The organism is Chitinophaga sp. XS-30, assembly GCF_008086345.1.
Classification (GTDB): domain Bacteria; phylum Bacteroidota; class Bacteroidia; order Chitinophagales; family Chitinophagaceae; genus Chitinophaga.
Genome location: NZ_CP043006.1, coordinates 5,360,663 through 5,377,597 on the forward strand (window position 1 = coordinate 5,360,663; position 16,935 = coordinate 5,377,597).

The window sequence follows — 16,935 nt, forward strand, 5'->3', positions numbered from 1 at the left end:
TTGATTTTGGTTATGGTTTTGGTGTAATTCGCTGAACGGATCAAGGGGTTGAAAGTGCTAAAACTAAGATTTTTTTTAGCAAAACAAAAAAAACCGTTCCCGATATGCCGGGAACGGTCTGCAATTATGCCTGCTTTCTGGCAGGTCTTCCGTAAGCCGCCTGGCTCACCGCTGTGAGTACGCCGCCCGCAACTGCGAGGTATTGTGCAATATCGGTAACGATGGCCGGCATTGTTACCGGGGCGGTGATGATGGCGCCGCCTGCTGCTGCCAGTATTAAACCGGCGGTCCTGAGTTTGCGGAGGAGCGGTACCTTAGGTTTCCGCGGTTTCATCAGGCATGTGATACTTTCACCAGCGCCAGGGCATTGAACGTGCCGTTGTTCATCACGTAACGGTTGCCATTAACCAGCTGGACGAATGAAATACCCAGTGCCAGGAAGAGCGGCTTTGCGCTGTTGGCAGGCAACGGCATAGCCAGCGTCAGTGGTGCGGTGGCTGTGCCATTGATGGGCAGGTCTCCACTCGCGGCCACTTCACTTTTGTACAGGTTATTCACAAAATCCAGTTCCGCTGCAACGGCATGCAGTTCAAAGTGCGTGGCCCCAGCCGGGCTGGCAATAGCCGTCTCCGGAACGAATGGTGCAAAATCTACCTGCAGGTTGCCCGTTGCCCGGTCAATCACCGCCGTGTAAGGCGCAAAAAGCGATGTGCTGAGCGGCGAGGCGATGTTGAACTCAAAGCCTTCCAGCAGCGCGGTATCGCCATCTGCTATATTGCGCATGCCCCGGGGGCTGAGCGGGTCCGCTTTGACGGCGCGCATCATTTCGCGGGTGAGGCGGGTTACCAGCTTCCTGTCTTTCGACAGTACAATGGCCGTTGCCATGGCCGAACGAAGCAGCTTGCTGCCTTTGCCCGCACGGCCAAATTCCGAGAGGTTTTCGCGGGTACGCGCGAACTTCGGGTCCGTGGCTATGCGTTCCGCGGAAACACCACCTTTCGTTCTTACGCGGTAGCCGTCTTTGGTTTTATAGAAGCTGAAGTTCCCTACAACTCCTTCGATTTGTATCACACCGGATTGTTTTCCCATGATCATTTCAGTTTTAGTGTAAAAAATGTGGACACTTGCAAGGCGTGCCCGGTAAGCCTTTGGTGACGAGGCCAGGGAACGTCTTCCCTGATTTCGTACATTCGGTACCGATAACAGCGAAGCTAGACCAGTCGCATTCCGTACAAAAAACAGATGACCGTTTTATGCCAAAGTTTCCTGAAATGTCCCCCAGGCGAATAGTGATCTATCCCAAGGATATAGCGATGATGACGGGCCGTACCGAGCGTACGGCGCGGAGGATACTGGCACAGGTACGAAAAGCTTATGGGAAGAAATCGCGGGATTTTGTGACGGTGAGTGAATTTTGCTCGTTTGCGGGGTTTGCGGAGGATGAAGTGCTGGAGATGTTGCGGTGACCGGTGGGGTTAAAGGGAGGGATGTCCCGGGGATACTCCGGGGATTACCCAGGGATACCAGCCTGGAATAGCCTGGGGGGCGTTCAGGGTCAGGGTATAAAAAGAGGGACCGATTCAGGTACGATCCTTCCTTTGGAACTCAATTCTCCGATAACCAGGAGTTAACTGGATTGGAATCAAAACCTCACACTAAAACCAATAAATTCAACAATAAAATGGATACTATCCGCTTAATAAATTAGCGCAAATATTCTTCCTGAAATCACACAATAAATTGATTTACAAACACTTAATATTCACACCTAAATAAATGCCAAGATACTCTGCATGCTTATGCATTATCTCTTCCCGAACTCTATAATTCAGTCATAGGTACTCCCTAATCACAGGGAACCGTAAAATCAGGGGTGTACCGGGGCGGTAATCCTGATGGGAAAACAGGAGGCCTGATCTGCTGTTCCGGGAAAGCGCTGTGCGCAACAAGATACAGGAAGCAATGTATATCGTACCAGAGCAGGTTGCCGTATTCATCCAGCTCGTCAAAACTCTCGTAACCGTATAGCAGATCATGATCATAGATCCGTACCTGACTGTTTCCCGCTGCAACCGTCAGCGTGGCCACCGGTGAAGTATAATCCCCTACAACGGTGATATCGTTCTCATACGCGATCTCACGGATGATGTATTGAATGTTCACAGATTGGGGCAACACCAGCGGTTGCGTGCATGCGGCATCGCTGTAAAACCGGACATAGGCCAGCGGCTCATAATAGGCCCAGTAATAATCCGGCGGCGGATCGTCCGGGAAATAATACAGCGCGTCTATTTCCACCCTCGCATACAAATCGGCCGGAGGGCATCCCTGCAGTGGCACCAATTCGCTCCACCAGGGCATCCGGTTATCGGAAGGCAGATGGCTTTCCTCCAGGTACAACCAGTTCAACGCCTCCGTTTTGCTAATGCAGAAATTGTCCTGTGGAATGGTGGTGCCGGCTTTCTGTACAAAATATCCTTCCGACACTTTCTGCCGGATAAAATTATGGGTAACCAGGTGGTTCTGCGCTTCGGCGGACGCAGTTATCAGTATCAGTAATGCTGATAATAAAAAGGGTGTAGTTATTGAAATCTTCATTTGTATCTTTTGTATGCATTCGCGCCCGTTACTCCAGCAATAAATATACATCTCCTCCATTATACAGGTGGTGAGCCTCAAAATAAACCGTGCGGGGCAAATTGTCCCATTCATTATTGTCGTAAGCCTGCACTTCCACACCATTAACGATCATGACAAACCGGTAAAATTGCGCATTGCTAACGGTCGCTTGTATATAGGTGGGAGACCCGGTATAGGAACCATAGACCTCCAGGTCGCCCGGGCACAACTGATATGGCAACGAAAAACCCTGCAGGCCGGAAACACTGGTAATACAGCTTCCCCAACCCCAGGATTGGTTATAGACGGTCACCTGCCGGGAGACTGAGGGGAGCGGAACGATCTCGCTCCACCAGGGCATCCGGTTATCAGAAGGCAGGTAGCTTTCATCCAGGTAAAGCCAGTTGACCGCCTCCGTTTTACTGATACAGAAATTATCCTGCGGTATGGTAGTGCCCGGTTTTTGGGTAAAATACCCTTCCGTTACCTTTTGCCGGATAAAGTTGTGGGTAACCAGGTGATTCTGGGCATCCGCTGACTGCCTGAGCAGCAGCATTAACGTGATCTGTAATATTTTTATCCCTATCCTCATTTTGCATCCTGTTTTTGTTCAAGTAATTTTTCTACGAGCGCTTCCAGATTTTTCACTTTCTGTTCCAATGCTTCATTCTGCTGGTTCAACTCCTGTACGGACTTCACCAGTAGCGCCACCGTACTGGCCTGATCCACTCCCTTTCTACCGGGAATGGCGATCTCATCCGGCACCTCGTCCGCAATGAAGCCGATATTGGTTTTGCCTGTGCTGTCTGATTTGAACTGGAAGGTCCTGACCTGGGCGCTGCCGAGTATTGACAACGCCGAGGCTGTAAATGGCAGAATGTTCTTTTTGAGGCTTCTTAAAGACGATTGATAAAAGGAAGTAGCCAGGATGCTGGCGTTTGATGCGATGGATCCGTTTACCTGGAGGGTGTTGGCGCCGTCATTCGTGGCGCCGTTCATGAGCGTTTTGCCATCTGCGAGGATTTCCATGCGTTTAGTCCAGCTACCGGCGGCATTGGTAACCCAGACAGCCAAGCCGGGATTGGTGTCGCCGTTGATCTGGAAATTAACACCTCTGCTTCCTGCGGCATTTCTCACCTCAAGCATATCCACTACAGCATTGCTTCCGTTCTTGTATATCTGTATCTGGTTGGTGGAGCGGAAGATGCCGTTTATCATGGCGTTTGCAGATTGCGCGGTGGACAGCTGGTTCTGGATGTAATTACCGGAGCCGGAGGTGGGGGCTGCGCCGATGTCGGAGAGCATTTGGACGGGGGTTCGGCTGCTGATCGTACCAGCGTTGGAAACAAGATAGGCTGATGCTGCGGTAGCGAGGGCTGGTATATTACCTAGTTTGAGCGTCTTATCAACATTAAATGTTGCGGCTGGCAATCCACCGCCCGGGAGCAATTCTATAGGCTGGGCCACGTCCGTATAAATCCTGGCAGAGCCGGCCGGGCGGAATTGAATGAAACCGGTTCTCGCATTGTTCGCTGTATTCCAAACCGAGAGATATCCATCATCTTTTTGAATCCTGACCCCTTCCGACCCGGTGGATGCTTTGGATATCAGTTGTCCTTCGACTGTCAGTATCCCGGTACCATCCAGGCGTGCGATCTGGGTTGTGCCGCCGTACCATTTGAAGCCGTAATTAGCGGCATTTTGTGGAATGCTGTACCATTGATGTGAAGACTCCATACCCTGCGCATAATCTACTGCTGTGGTGCTTAGCGAAGGATACATCACGATCTTTGTTCCTGCACTGAGGGTGGTAAAAGACGGGGCGGCAACTCCTACATTATTGAACTGTATATGGTTACTGGTAGTATTGCTAAGGCTCAACTTACCGGGTGCAAAAACAGCAGTAACCAATCCTGCTGCGCCTATGTTCACCGGTCCTCCATCGGACAATACATACATCCCATTGTTAGATCCACTGCCTATCCCTACATATCCCTGTCGCGTTGTGCCATTGGACTCATAGAAGCCCATCCATGACATATTTCCCACTCCAGTCCCTGATCCGGCTATCCCGGAAGTATTGGGTACGAGGGTTTTAACATTGTTCTTTATAAGTGTTGAACTCATTCTGGCACCTTCCAGCAATACCGTTGATCCCGCTTGTCCAACAAAGAAAGAAAGGTAAGCAGGATGAGAGCCTCCTGCCGTCCAGGCGGCGGCTGACCTCGCTTCAATCTGTGCGCCGGTGTATGCACTGGCACCGGAGTAAGGGCCAAACAGCACACCGCCAAGTCTTTGATCACCGGCCGTAGGGATGCCGTTGTTATAAAACCTGGCAAAAGCCCCTGATGTTGAAGAGATCCCCTCGGAGTTGTAAACACCAAGCCCTATTGTCCCTGCCCCGACAATTTGTAATTTGTTGGCGGCATTCGTTATGCCGATTCCCACATTTCCACCGGCGGCGATATCCATGCGCACAGTTCCATTGGTACCGAACCTCAATGCCTGATTTATGTCAACCATCAGAGCACTGTTGGTGGCGGCATTGAATTGCAAATATCCCGTTCTTGTGGTGTTGGTTGCATTATACCCGGATACAAAGGCAGCATTGTTCACCATGCGCAGTGCTTCGGTTGTTGATGTGGGATAAAGAGACATTCCTCCTCCGGCAGTCAGTTCCATGTTTTTCACCCATGCACTACCGTTATGTGTCCAGGTTGCGAGACCAGGGTTTGTATCCCCATTCAACTGAAATATTGCACCCCGCGTTCCAGCAGCATTCCTCAGTTCCAGTCCATTTATTATTCCATTGCTCCCATTCCGCCAGACCCCTACACTACCATTGGCACGGAATCCCCCGGTGATCCAGGCATTAGCGGCCTGGGCAACTGATATCTGGTTCTGTATATAGTTTCCTGAACCCGTGACCGGACTAAAAGTACTATTCACCCACGATCTGGATGCAACCTGATACCACGTACCCCATGATCCATCATTCGCTCCTCTTCTGTACCATACATTATCCTCCGCCACATAATCCTGGAATATCTGGAACTTCCCCTGAGTCGCCGCGGAACTGTTGCCGGCGGCAGACAAAAAGCCAGGATTCCCGGTAGGCCTGTTGGTGGCCGTGCCTACATGCAAGATCGCCGTATTGGTGATATCGTTCAGATCAGCGGTATATGGACTGATATACGGAGGGTTAGTGGTAGCAGCTATACGGCTAACTCCTGACAGATCGTCTGTCGTCAACGTTCTCGTATTGATGCCAACAATATGCCCGCTGGCATTACTTTGTATACCCTCCAATACTTTTGCGCCGGATAAATCAGGATTAAATGCATTACCAGCTGCATGATTATTGGAGTGCCAAACATCGTATGTATTAACCCCTCCATTCGGACTGTACCTGGGAGCTGTTCCGTTGAACGGAAGGTAGAATATTTTACTGTTTGCACCTGATCCATCCATTGAGGCGAAACTCGCACCGGGAAGCCCCCCTCCCGCTACACCAAATGACGCTGTATAGTTGGTTGCGTTCACATTTCTTACTGCCTGATAAGTGTATTGGTTGAGATTCCCGTTTGCCCCTAACACAATATTATTTGTTGCCGTATTCCCATTCGCCAGAACCATCTGCAAAGGAATGCCAGCGGAAGCCGCACCAATATCCGATGGCGTTAATGTTCTTGTGGTAAACCCGGTAACATGGCCGCTGGCGTTGCTGGTGAAGCTGGCCGGGACATTCGCCCCTGTGAGTACCGGGGAGAAGGCTGATCCGGAAGCATGGTTGGCCGAGTGCCAATACTTCCCATCGGCATAATCCTTGAAAACCAGTTCCCTCCAAGCGCCCCAGGTGGTTTGCGTATCGTCCTTATTGCGGATAAAAACACCTTTGGGACCGGTAAGTTCTCCATCCCAGTTTACAGCCATCTGGTAACCGGCGGAGCCGTTCCATATTACATGGCCTGCATAGTAATTATTCCCCGATCCCGGATTGGTCAGCGCCTGATCGGATACTGCCGGCATATCCGGAGAACTATATGCATTGAAACCGGAGATTCGGCTGGCGGGGTACTCACCCACCGCGTAAGATACGCCCTGCGGGATAGCTTTGAATGATGGAAGCGGGGCGTAGATAGTATGCTGGACGCCCCTTTTTACATACAGTATGTTATCTCCCGAGCGGTAAATGGTATCGACACTCCCTATTCCGGGAAGTGTGCTGATATCGAGGGTATCCTGACCGGAAATGGCGATCTGGCTGCCGCCGATGCTCTCCAGCCGAATACGGCGGAATTCCGTACGGCCGTTGCCTTTGTTGTATAAAAAGCCATTTACCCCACGGGTACGATTTTCGATGATCAGCTCCGCGGTATCGCAGACATTGTAAATGCGCACACTGTCCGCACGGATCTGGTAAACGTGCTGGGCATTGCCTTGCTGACTAAGCAGTAATACAAACAGTACCTTGATGAGTTTCTTCATTGGGCAAGGGAATTATTTATTTTTTATCCTGCAATATCTTTTCAACAACCGCTTCCAGTTGCTTTACCTTCTGTTCCAATTCCTGATTTTGCCGCCCCAGCAATTGGTTTTGCGCCTCCAGTTCCTGAACGGACCTCACCAGCAGGGCTACTGTGCTGGCCTGATCCACGCCGGTCCTTCCCGGAATCGAGATCTCTTCCGGTACTTCATCCGCAATGAACCCGACATTCACCTTCCCGGTGGTATCTGCCTTGAAGCGGAAGGTCCTGACCTGGGCTTCTTTCAATATCGATAAAGCGGATACTGCAAACGGACGGATATCGTACTTCAGACTTCTGAGTGAGGTTTGATAGAACGATGCCGCATGCACCTGGCCTGTAACGGTCAGGGCGCCGGACATGCTAACATTCCCCGCGCCGTTAACGGAGAGGGCTTTAACTGCCACCCCCGCTCCGGAGGGATTGTACACCTGCAGGTCAAGGAAATCCGAGGCGGCAGTGGTACTGGCAGTATGTGTAAACTGGTAGGCATGGCCCGTGTTGGTGTAAATAGCACCGTTGTTGACGTTTCGGTTAAATGCCAGCGCGCTGTGCCGGAAGGACATCCGTTCGCTGCCTGCTGTTCCGATGGCTAACAATCCTCTCATATCAAAATTGCCCACGCCGTCCAGTCTGGCTACTTCCGTGGTGCCGCCGTACCACTTGAAACCGTAGGTAGTGCTATTCTGCGGCACCGCGTTCCAGATGTTCGCCGTTTCCATACCCATGCCGTAGTCTAATGCCGTAGTGGAAAGAGAAGGGTACAACACTACTTTTGTTCCGGCACTTCTGGTTGTCATAGCAGGTGGATTAACGCCCCCTGTGCTATAGATCAATGTATTTTTCGAGCCGTTGGAAAGATTGATATAGCCACCTGCATTCAGGTTGATATTGTTTGTACCGCTTGCGGCGGAGATATTCAAACTGCCATTATCGGACAACAGCGAAATGTTCCGGCCGGTTCCGCCTGCATTGCCTACATATCCGTCTCTTGTCACCTGATCCGACTGCATAAACTGGATGAAGGACTGGTTGGTGGTTGTGCCGGTACCTACGGTAAAAGACCCGTTTGCCATTCGCAATGTGCCGGGGATGTAAACGGCTCCGGTGCTTCTGTATATGGTGAGGGCATCGGGTAATGGCGAACCGTCATCGGCACGCCTGTTAATAATAAAATCATATCCTATGTTACCACTGCCTGTTTCGTTGGTCCCGCCTCTTATAATCCAGCGCAGTGCACCTGATGCATTCCTCAAATGATAACCTCCAGTTGCCGGCGCCGAATTATTCTCAAACTGGTTATTTGATCTGAATACTCCTGAAATCCATGCATTTGCCGTCTGCGCAGCCGAGAAAGAATTACTGATATAATTGCTGCTGCCTGACAGCGGAGCGGCTCCAATATCCGAAAGTACCTGTGCCGGGGTCCTGCTCTGGATATTCCCACTTACATGCGTCAGAAAAGAAGAAGCAGTTGTACCGCTTGCCGGTATGCTGCCCAGGGTGAGCGATTTATCAGTGTTAAATGTAGCTCCCGGATTCCCGCCACCGGGAATGATCTGAATAGGTTGAGGTACATCCGTATATATCCTTGTAGCGGCATCTGCGCTGATCTGCACAAAACCGGATCTGGCTGTATTTCCTGTATTGTAGAAGGCGATATATGACCCGTTATTGATTAACCTGATGCCTTCGGCCGCATTGGAATACATTGTGCCGCTGACAAAAGCGCCGCCGTTAACCTGAAGTTTCTGCCCGTTGTCGTTTGTACTGCCGATCATGACGTTTCCCAGATGATTGATCCGCATTTTATTCGTCAGCTGGCCAGCCTGACGGGTATTGAAATCCAATGCTCCGTTTTCCACACCTGCCGTATTACCAAGTATGACTCCCCACATTTGCGCATAAGGCACGGCAGCTGATGAAGCATTAAGCGCGCTAAACTGTACACCACCAGTAGCAACGCCGCCGGTAGCCAAATTGCGAAATAGGTTTAGCGTGCTTTCCCCGCCGTTAAGGCGCAAGACACCATCAAACGTAACACTACCATTAGCAAAATACTCCTGCCGCTTCACCCATGTGCTGCCGTTGTGTATCCATGTTGCGAGGCCGGGATTGGTATCCCCGCTGAGTTGGAAACCGACACCTCTATTTCCTGCGTTATTCTGAAACAGGACATGTGGTGATGATGCAGGGGTATATGTATTACTGCCGTCTTTAGCAACATCAAATCTATTGTTTGCACGGGCGATACCGGATACCCATAGATTGCCAATTTGCGGGGTTGAGAATTGATTCTGTATATAATTCCCCGATCCGCCAATTGGTGCAAAAGTACTGTTTGCCCAGTTTTGAGAAGCCAGCTGAAACCAGGGACTGATTGCCCCCTCATGCTGTGTACGGTAATACATAGCGCCGCTCTTAAGCGCCACCTGGGCTCCATTTAATCCATCACCTGGAATATGCAAACCGTAATGCGTTCCGGTAACCGGGGCATTTGTGGCAACGGCGACAAACCGGCCTGCCGTGTTTCCGAAATAGGTATTCCACGCATAGGCAACCGGAACTTCAGGAACAGCCCCAATATCCGAAGCAGTCAACACCCTTGTCGTAAACCCCGTCACATGCCCGCTTGCATTACTGGAAAAACCCGCAGGTACATTCGCCCCCGTCAGCACAGGCGAAAATGCGCTACCAGGAGTATGGTTCCCCGCATGCCAGACTGCGCCACCCTTGTAATTGAACTTGTCACGACCCAGTGATAAAACATCCATCACCCCTTGTTCATTCGGCGCATTGCTCCGGAATATCCATCCTTCCGTTCCGTTGTCTGTTGATTCAAAGATCAGATTACCGGCAGGCGTATCCTGCGCCGACTCTGCAAATATCTTCCAGCTATCCGTATTATAAGACCATAAAAGCCCATTGGACGGATTCCCCGATGCACTGTTGAACTGGATATTGTGGGTTGTGCTGGCTCCGCGGGAGGTAACGCTTTGCAGCGTTTCATTGGTGGACAATGGCGCAAATACAGTATAAGGTATTCCCTTCTTTACATACACAATATTATCCCCGGAACGGTAAACCGTATCAATGCCCCCGATCCCCGGCAGTGTACTGATATCCAGCGTATCCTGCCCGGAAATAGCGATCTGGCTACCGCCGATGCTCTCCAGCTGCAACCTGCGGAACTCCGTACGGCCGTTGCCCTTGTTGTACAAAAAGCCATTTACCCCGCGGGTACGGTTTTCGATGATCAGCTCCGCGGTATCGCAGACGTTGTAAATGCGCACACTGTCTGCACGGATCTGGTAAACATGTTGGGCATACACCGGACTTCCCAGCAACAGTGCAAATAATAACTTGAAAAGCTTTTTCATTGGGTACAAGAACTACTTATTCTGATGACGTAATATTTTTTCCATACGGACTTCAAATGCCTCCATCCGCTGCTGCAGCATCATATTATCCTTTCGCAAGGCTTCATTCTCCAGCTTCAGTTCCTGGATGGATTTCACCAGTAAGGCAACAATGCTCGCCTGATCCACACCTTTTCGTTCGGGGATAGCGATTTCATCGGGCACCTCGTCCGCGATAAACCCGATATTCGTTTTTCCTGTGCTGTCTGCCTTGAACTGGAATGTTTTGACTGCTGCACGGGCAAGAATTGAAATAGCAGAGCCGGTAAAAGGATGAATGTTCATCTTTAGTTCACGCAGGGAAGTCTGGTAAAAAGAAGTTGCCGTCATGCTGCCTGTTGCGGACACCGACCCGTTCACCTGCAGTTTATCCGTGAAATTGTCCACGGTTGTGCCAATAAGTATGTTGCCCCCGGTGTTTGCCCGCATCCTTTCTATACCGCTTGTATAAAGGGCGAAAGGATGGGCCGTGGAAGTGCCGGCGACACCTGCATTCCCTGAAGCGGAATAAGTGAGGTATGAATTGACCGTTCCGTTATTGGATGTTAAAGACCGTGCGCTGAAGTTCCCTGTGCCGTCCAGCCGTGCAATTGCAGTTGTGCCGCCATACCATTTGAAACCCCGGATAGTAGAATTAAGGGGTACGCTATACCACTGGTAGCCGCTCTCAATTCCTATGGCATAATCAGTGGCAGAGGCTGTAAGTTCAGGATACAGTACTATTTTGGCACCTGCACTACGTGCTGTAAATGCCGGAACGTCAATACCTGCAGTATTAAATGACAAATGATTCTTCGTGTTATTAGTCAGCACAACCTCACCAACTGCATTTAGCTTAATATCAGCAATCGTGGATTGCAGCAACAAATTATCCACATCCGCAACCAACTGCACCTCCTGATTCCCTACACCACCATCACCTACATAACCTTTCCTTGTCGATCCATCATTCTCATAAAAGGAAAAGTATGCCAGGTTTGCCGCACCGGTATTGTTGCCCATTATGCCTGATTGTACGGGCATGAGGGTTTTGCCCCTGAACGTAGCATTTTTGTTGGCCGCAATTGTCAATGCCGAACTTGCCTCTGAATCAGCAGCTCCTCCAGTTATGAAGTTGAAATATCCAGCTGTCCCATTGGCCTTAATATATATTGCTCCTTCTCTATCGAAAGACAATTTTTGTGCAACATTGCCCCCTAGCCGCAAGTGAGGGGCCGCCAGAGTTATTTCCGACCCATTCCCCGCCATTATGTTTGGAAAATGAAAAGTGCCGGTTGCAAATAATTCAAATCTTTTAACCCATGTGCTGCCGTTGTGTATCCAGGTTGCGAGGCCGGGATTGGTATCTCCGTTGAGTTGAATATTAGCACCCCTTGACAGATCGGAATTACTGAGCAAAAAAGAACCAGACAATATGTTCAAACCGTTTTTCTGAACCCTGAACTGCCCACTGGAACGGCCTTCTCCGCTAATCCAAAAGTTAGAAGACGATTGTGTTGATGCATTTTGACTTTGTATATAATTCCCTGCCCCCCCGGACGCCGCAAAATTGCTTGTCACCCAATCGCGATCCGCCAATTGTACCCATGGGCCGAAAGTACCGCCAGCCCTCCCCCGGAAAAACAGGTAATTAGACGTTGAGCTGGTATTCCCAAGTTGAAACCCATAGTTAATATCATATTTGGCATTGATTACAGCCCCCGCCAGTGCCAAAGCGCTGTTAGGCGAATTAAGCGGTATGGAGCCGCCGTTGTACAAGCCAACAATATTCGCCTGAAACGCAGTACCAATTGCCGTGTATGAGGTATTGAAATCTCCCTGTGAAATGTTGGATGTGATAGGCGCTCCAATATCCCCCGGTGTGAGCACACGGGTATTTATACCAACGATATGCCCGCTCGCATTGGACATTATTCCCTGCAGCACCCTTGCGCCGGAAAGATCAGGATTAAAAGCACTGCCTGCAACGTGGTTATCGCTTCTCCAGATATCAACATGTGAACCGTTATTATAATATTTTAGTGTACCGGTTCCGATATCTACCCGATACGTCGCCAGCGGAGCTGAAATATCCGGCGTCCAGGACAAGGAAGTATTGTTGTTGTTCGCGATCTGCGCTGACGCCGTAACGCCGTTTACCAGCCGCTTTATTGAGAATGCCCGGAATGCGGCGGAGGAGGGATTTATTTCCATGGAATTGGTGGTAACGGCGCCATTGTCCGTAACCGCCTGAAGATCACTGGTAGTGGGGAAAGACAAGGGCCTGCTGGTAATGTTATTCCAATGTACCTGCGCCTGTCCGCTGATCAGCAGTGAAGAAACAGCCGCATATTTTCCGTCTGCATAATCCTTGAATACCAGTTCCCGCCAGGCGCCCCAAGTAGTTTGCGTATCATCCTTATTACGGATAAAAACGCCTTTGGGACCGGTAAGCTCACCGTCCCAGTTCACTGCCATCTGGTAACCTGCGGAACCGTTCCTTACTACATGTCCGGCATAATAACTATTCCCCGATGCAGGGTTGGTCAGCGCCTGATCCGAGACAGCAGGCATGTCCGGGGAGCTATAAGCATTAAAACCTGTAATGCGACTGGCCGGAAAATCCCCCACTGTATAAGATGTTCCATTGGGTATTTCCTTAAAGGCAGGCAGGGGTGCATAAATGGTATGCAGCGTCCCTTTTTTCAGGTACAGGATATTATCACCAGAGCGATATATGGTGTCTATGCCGCCTATTCCGGGAAGAGCCCCGATATCCAGCGTATCCTGCCCGGATATTGCGATCTGGCTACCGCCAACACTCTCCAGCCGGAGACGGCGGAACTCCGTACGGCCATTGTTTTTATTATACAGAAAACCATTTACGCCACGGGTACGGTTTTCAATGATCAATTCCGCCGTATCACATACGTTATAAATCCGGACGCTATCTGCGCGGATTTGATAGATGTGTTGAGCATAGGCCTGCTGACCAAGCAAAAGTAAAAACAGTACCCTGATGAGCTTTTTCATTAGGCAAGGGAATTATTATTTTTCGTTTAAAGCTTTCTTCATCATGGCTTTCAATTCCTGCACTTCTTCCTTCAATGCTTTATTCTCCTCATTCAGTTCTTGTACCGACTTCACCAATAATGCAACAGTGCTCGCCTGATCCACGCCCGTCCTTCCGGGAGTAGACATCTCCTCCGGCACTTCATCCGCAATAAACCCGATGTTCATTTTGCCGGTGGTATCCGCTTTGAACTGGAATGTTCTCACCTGCGCGTTGCTTAATATCGACAAAGCAGAGGTGTTGAAGGGAAGAATGCTTTTCTTCAGGCTGCGAAGGGAAGACTGATAAAACGATGTAGCCTGTACCTGTCCGGTTACATAAGCATTACCGCTCGCATCTGTCCGCAAACGCCATCCGCTGCCATTGGCATTCACAATACCAACATCGTTAGCGCTATTGGCGTACAGTCCTCCGCGATTCGTTCCCTCTCCTGTCTGCAGCTCCAGCCAGGAAGCAGCCAGACCGGTGCCGCTTCGCATGGCCCAACTGCCTGGGGCATTGTTATAAAAATATTTCCCGGAAGATGTAAAAAAGCCCGTCCCGTCAATTATCCTGATCCAGTTTTCAATACCCAGGTAACCGTTCGCTTCAGTTTTCAAACCGATGTTGGCGCCTTTTGTGGCAAAATTGATGTTACCGGCATGCCAGACAACGTTGTCATTTACGCGCATTTCGTTTTGCTGCATGAAAGTAGTGGGCGTAGTTCCGCCATTGTACACACCGATCTGCGTAGTGCCTACCAATTCTTTGTTGAAATAGAACCTGTCCCGGTCGGTGGTGAAATGCGCCCATATGGTGTTTTGTGGGCCGATGTCTATATAGCCGTGGGTTGTTCCAATCCTTGCCCCATAATTAGTCCCCTGGCCTAAATATGTATTTTCTGTATTCAGGTAGATATTTGTCGGCCGGCCGGTACTGTGATTTACGGCAACATTGTCTGTCCAATGAGCGGCATTGGTGTTTTTTGTATCGAAATAAGCAACATACACATCGATGTTAGCCGCCGTACCTTCAATATAAAAGTAGTTTACCGTTGAGAACGTGCCACCGCTACCGGCGCGCCACATCACCATATAGTCCTTCCATTTGCCGTTACCGGCCCTGTCTGTCAGCCAGACCGCTTCCTGACCTGTTCCGAAAGCATTGGCGGCGACCTGCAGGGAATATCCGGAGGGAATTTTCGCCCTGATCCGGGTGACATATACCTGGTTAACCGCAGTGCCCATGGCACTCGTAACACCCCCCAAACCGGGCGTAGTGCCATTCGAAGTGCCCGGCCGTATTTGTATTCTCAGGTAATAGCCGGAATAATTCGGCACCGCCTCTGAAACCGCGTTTTCCCTGAACAATTGCACTGCGCTGCCCCCGGCATTATTATACACAAACAGGCTATTATTCCCAAGCCGGAACTCCGGATCAGGATATAAATTACTGCCGCCGAGACTGTTCCATAATTGTATCCCCGCATCATTGGACGCATTCAGGGCATTTCTTTGTTGTGTCAATACGCCGTCAATACCCACGCCGGTAGAAGAAATCTGCATTCTCTCCACATTCGCTGTAAGGAACCGATGGGCCGCACTGCCTTCCGCCGCATAAGATATGTTGGTATTGTCGTACCCGATATAACCGAGCCTGGTGTTCGATCCATTGTATAATGCCAGATATCCGGCCTGCGTTCCCGTACCCGGCACAAGGCGGGCGTTACCTATCGATCCTGAACCCGACCGGATCTGTCCACCTACCAGCAGCGCACTGCCGCCATCGTCCACCGCGCCATTCAGCAGCATCCGTCCGGAAGCCAGCAATTCCATATATTTCACCCATGTCGTGCCATTATGCAGCCAGGTGGAAAGACCCGGGTTGGCATCCCCATTCATTTGAAAGTTGACCCCGCGGGTTCCGGCATTGTTACGCAAGCCCAACCCGGTCACAATAGCGTTTGAGCCATCCTTTCTTACGATCAACCCATCACTTGCCCAGCCTATGCCCTGCACCCAGAAAGACCCTCCCGCCTGTTCGGAGCCACTTCCGTTACGGATATAATTGCCGCTTCCGGTAGCCGGAGCAGCGCCGATATCTGATAAAACCTGTGCGGCCGTTCTGCTTTTGATGATCTGCCCGTCCACCGTTAAAAACCGTGCGGCAGCTGTTCCCCATGCCGGGATGTTGCTCACGGAGATTTCTCCGTTCTCCGCAATCGCCATCCTTCTATTCCAGGTGCCTGCGCTGTTGGTAAGCCAAAAAGCCAGGCCCGGGGTAGCGTCACCCGTCAACTGGATATTCGCGCCGCGATTTGCGGCGGCGTTGGTCAATTGAAAGCCGTTGCTGTAAGCATTATTACCATCTCTTCTGATCGTGTAGGTTCCGCTGATCACCGCATTCGCCGTCTGTACCGATGCAATCTGGTTCTGGATATAGCTGTTTGAGCCTGTTGCGGGAGCCGCGGAAATGTCCCCGGCTGTTAGTGCTCTTGTGGTAAAACCGGTAACATGACCGCTGGCATTGCTGGTGAAACTGGCAGGGACGTTGGCGCCGGTTAGTACCGGGGAGAAGGCGGTGCCGGAGGCGTGATTGGCGGAGTGCCAGTACTTCCCATCGGCATAATCCTTGAAAACCAGTTCCCGCCAGGCGCCCCAGGTGGTTTTGGTATCGTCCTTATTACGGATAAAAACACCTTTAGGGCCGGTAAGCTCCCCATCCCAGTTTACGGCCATCTGGTAACCGGCAGAGCCGTTCCATGCCACATGCCCAGCATAATAATTGTATCCTGAAGTGGGATTTGTCAAAGCCTGATCGGATATCACAGGCATGTCGGGGGAACTGTATGCATTGAAGCCGGAAATACGGCTGGCGGGGTATTCTCCCACTGCATAAGATACGCCCTGCGGGATAGCTTTGAATGATGGAAGCGGGGCGTAGATGGTATGCTGGACGCCCTTTTTTACATACAGTACGTTATCGCCTGAGCGGTAAATAGTATCGATACCTCCTATTCCGGGAAGCGTGCTGATATCAAGGGTATCCTGACCGGAAATCGCGATCTGGCTGCCGCCGATGCTCTCCAGACGGAGACGGCGGAATTCTGTACGGCCGTTGCCTTTGTTGTATAGGAATCCATTCACCCCACGGGTACGGTTTTCGATGATCAGCTCCGCGGTATCGCAGACGTTGTAGATGCGGACACTGTCTGCTCGGATCTGGTAGACGTGCTGGGCGTAGGTTTGTTGGGTAAGCAACAGAAGAAATAATATTCTGACAATCACTTTCATTAGGTAAACGGATAATTCAGGTTTAATTTTATTTAATTCTTCTAGAT

At 50.5% G+C, this 16,935-nt stretch carries 9 protein-coding genes; 1 reads left to right on the top strand and 8 read right to left on the bottom strand.

Annotation, left to right across the window (positions count from 1 at the left end; genetic code table 11):
* Positions 1–124: 124 nt before the first annotated feature.
* On the bottom strand, positions 125–334 hold the full coding sequence (locus FW415_RS21530; protein WP_148389139.1) for a hypothetical protein: 210 nt from the start codon (positions 332–334) through the stop codon (positions 125–127).
* The gene (locus FW415_RS21535; protein WP_148389141.1) at positions 334–1,089 is read right to left on the bottom strand and encodes a hypothetical protein; all 756 of its coding nucleotides are present in this window, start codon (positions 1,087–1,089) and stop codon (positions 334–336) included. Before FW415_RS21535 ends, FW415_RS21530 begins: the two co-directional genes overlap by 1 nt.
* A gap of 164 nt (positions 1,090–1,253) precedes the next feature.
* Here FW415_RS21535 and FW415_RS21540 point away from each other — a divergent pair, with 164 nt between their 5' ends.
* Positions 1,254–1,466, top strand: coding sequence for a hypothetical protein (locus tag FW415_RS21540; RefSeq protein WP_210420766.1), 213 nt, complete (start codon positions 1,254–1,256; stop codon positions 1,464–1,466).
* Between the two features lie 379 nt (positions 1,467–1,845).
* On the opposite strand, the gene FW415_RS21545 is transcribed toward FW415_RS21540, so the two are convergent.
* From FW415_RS21545 to FW415_RS21570, 6 genes are read right to left on the bottom strand one after another with little or no spacing between them, the layout of a single operon-like run.
* Positions 1,846–2,598, bottom strand: a complete 753-nt coding sequence (locus FW415_RS21545; protein ID WP_148389143.1) for a hypothetical protein — start codon at positions 2,596–2,598, stop codon at positions 1,846–1,848.
* Between the two features lie 28 nt (positions 2,599–2,626).
* Positions 2,627–3,211, bottom strand: coding sequence for a hypothetical protein (locus tag FW415_RS21550; protein ID WP_148389145.1), 585 nt, complete (start codon positions 3,209–3,211; stop codon positions 2,627–2,629).
* Positions 3,208–7,107, bottom strand: a complete 3,900-nt coding sequence (locus FW415_RS21555) for a pyocin knob domain-containing protein (protein ID WP_148389147.1) — start codon at positions 7,105–7,107, stop codon at positions 3,208–3,210. Before FW415_RS21555 ends, FW415_RS21550 begins: the two co-directional genes overlap by 4 nt.
* A 16-nt stretch (positions 7,108–7,123) precedes the next feature.
* Positions 7,124–10,525, bottom strand: a complete 3,402-nt coding sequence (locus tag FW415_RS25215) for a tail fiber domain-containing protein (RefSeq protein ID WP_210420767.1) — start codon at positions 10,523–10,525, stop codon at positions 7,124–7,126.
* 12 nt (positions 10,526–10,537) lie between these two features.
* A complete protein-coding gene (locus tag FW415_RS21565; RefSeq protein ID WP_148389149.1) occupies positions 10,538–13,576 on the bottom strand; it encodes a tail fiber domain-containing protein in 3,039 nt (1,012 codons plus the stop codon).
* Between the two features lie 15 nt (positions 13,577–13,591).
* Positions 13,592–16,855 carry a tail fiber domain-containing protein gene (locus FW415_RS21570; RefSeq protein WP_148389152.1) on the bottom strand — a complete coding sequence of 1,088 codons (3,264 nt, stop codon included), beginning with the start codon at positions 16,853–16,855 and terminating at the stop codon, positions 13,592–13,594.
* Positions 16,856–16,935 lie beyond the last annotated feature (80 nt).

Coding starts and splice junctions, on each gene's coding strand:
- FW415_RS21530 (WP_148389139.1), bottom strand. CDS start 334: ATGAAACCGCGGAAACCTAAGGTACCGCTCCTCCGCAAACTCAGGACC.
- FW415_RS21535 (WP_148389141.1), bottom strand. CDS start 1,089: ATGGGAAAACAATCCGGTGTGATACAAATCGAAGGAGTTGTAGGGAAC.
- FW415_RS21540 (WP_210420766.1), top strand. CDS start 1,254: ATGCCAAAGTTTCCTGAAATGTCCCCCAGGCGAATAGTGATCTATCCC.
- FW415_RS21545 (WP_148389143.1), bottom strand. CDS start 2,598: ATGAAGATTTCAATAACTACACCCTTTTTATTATCAGCATTACTGATA.
- FW415_RS21550 (WP_148389145.1), bottom strand. CDS start 3,211: ATGAGGATAGGGATAAAAATATTACAGATCACGTTAATGCTGCTGCTC.
- FW415_RS21555 (WP_148389147.1), bottom strand. CDS start 7,107: ATGAAGAAACTCATCAAGGTACTGTTTGTATTACTGCTTAGTCAGCAA.
- FW415_RS25215 (WP_210420767.1), bottom strand. CDS start 10,525: ATGAAAAAGCTTTTCAAGTTATTATTTGCACTGTTGCTGGGAAGTCCG.
- FW415_RS21565 (WP_148389149.1), bottom strand. CDS start 13,576: ATGAAAAAGCTCATCAGGGTACTGTTTTTACTTTTGCTTGGTCAGCAG.